Genomic DNA, 1398 nt, shown 5'->3' with positions numbered 1-1398 from the left:
GGCTCTTCATAAATAGGGCTGTAGGAGCCTACTCATTCCGCCAGCGTGGAGCAGTGATCGGATGAGGTAGTTGCTCCGGTTACGGAATCCCAACGCGATCCCACGCAGATGTTCCAGCCTGCCGTTGATCGCTTCCGTGGGCCCGTTCGAGGTTCCTGGGTGATCGAAGTAGGCAAGAATATCGGCACGCCTACGTTGGAATGTTGTCCGTAGACTCCGTAGCTCTTTCAACTCATCCGGGATCGTGTCGGCCAGCTTGTGGATCAGCCCGGCCATGATGGTCTTGCCCTTCGCCGGGGCCGCAGCATAGGCGGCAATCGTGTCTTGGTAGAACTGCCAACACACCACCAAGGCAGCATGATCGTCGGCGGCGAAGACCGTGTTGAGTCGGTGTTTCTGCTTGTCTGAAAGGAGACTGACGCGGGTGCGGATGGTTTTCCTGATCCCGTACAGGTCGTCACCAGATCGGCCTCTGCGCCCGTGGATCTCGGTTTGGAGTCTCCTCCTCGTCTCATCGAGCTTGGTCCCGACAAGAGCGACGACATGGAAGGGGTCCATGACCGTGACCGCGTCCGGGACCGCTTGGGTCGCGGCCTTCTTGTACCCGGCGAAAGCGTCCATAGCGACGTGTTCAATGCCGGCCTGGAACTCATCAGGCTGACGTTGAAGCCAGTCGCGAAAGACTTCGGCCGAGCGGCCGGGAACGATGTCGATCAGGCGTGCTGGCCGGTTGGTGAGATCGACGATGACAGTGACCCACCGGTCGATGCCGCGGTGGGACCAACAGTGTTCATCGACACCGATCGTGGATACGCCATCGAACCGGGTGGCATCGGCGAGCAACAACGTGGTGCCGAGGTCCAGGACCGCCGTGCACACGGTGTTCCACGAGGTGGCGAGGTTCTGCGCGATCACATGGATACTCATTTTGTCGATGACAACGGACTTCAACGCCCATAGACGTGCGGTGCGGGAGAGCTTCGACCGCCCGACGCAGGCCTTCGCTGGCGACTGCGACCAGCGCTGGCGGCAGTTCGGACACTGGAATGTGCGGATGCGGATGGCCAGAGTCACTGCAGTCAGCCCGACTGGGGGATGGACGAGCCGGCGGATCCTCGTCGATCGGACTCGACCGCGCTGGGCACAGCCGGGACATTCGGCGTGCTCGTCAGCGAGCAGGCACAACACAGTCAAGTGTCGTTTCGAGTGGTGTTGGCCGATGGCGGTGAGGCCGAGTTCGGTCAGGCTGAGTGTGGTGTCGAGGCATGGCGGGGTAAAGTTGTGCATCAGGGACCTTGGGTCGTGATGGAGTCTTGAACACCTACATCATTGCACCCAGGGTCCCGTTTCTTGCGCTGCTTGAGGGTGGCTATCGCACCGCCCTATTTATGAAGAGCC

General features: G+C 60.7%; 1 protein-coding gene. It reads right to left on the bottom strand.

Going from position 1 to position 1398, the window contains the following annotated elements; translation table 11 throughout:
• Positions 1–6: 6 nt before the first annotated feature.
• Positions 7–1287, bottom strand: coding sequence for an ISL3 family transposase (locus tag MPN20_RS17070; RefSeq protein ID WP_023164787.1), 1281 nt, complete (start codon positions 1285–1287; stop codon positions 7–9).
• Between the last annotated feature and the right edge of the window lie 111 nt (positions 1288–1398).

This window comes from Brevibacterium sp. ZH18, from assembly GCF_022748595.1.
GTDB lineage: Bacteria > Actinomycetota > Actinomycetes > Actinomycetales > Brevibacteriaceae > Brevibacterium.
This window is presented reverse-complemented; position numbering and strand designations above follow the sequence as displayed.

What these genes read in the sequence shown, in the direction of transcription:
- MPN20_RS17070 (WP_023164787.1), bottom strand. Translation starts at nt 1,287, where the DNA reads ATGCACAACTTTACCCCGCCATGCCTCGACACCACACTCAGCCTGACC.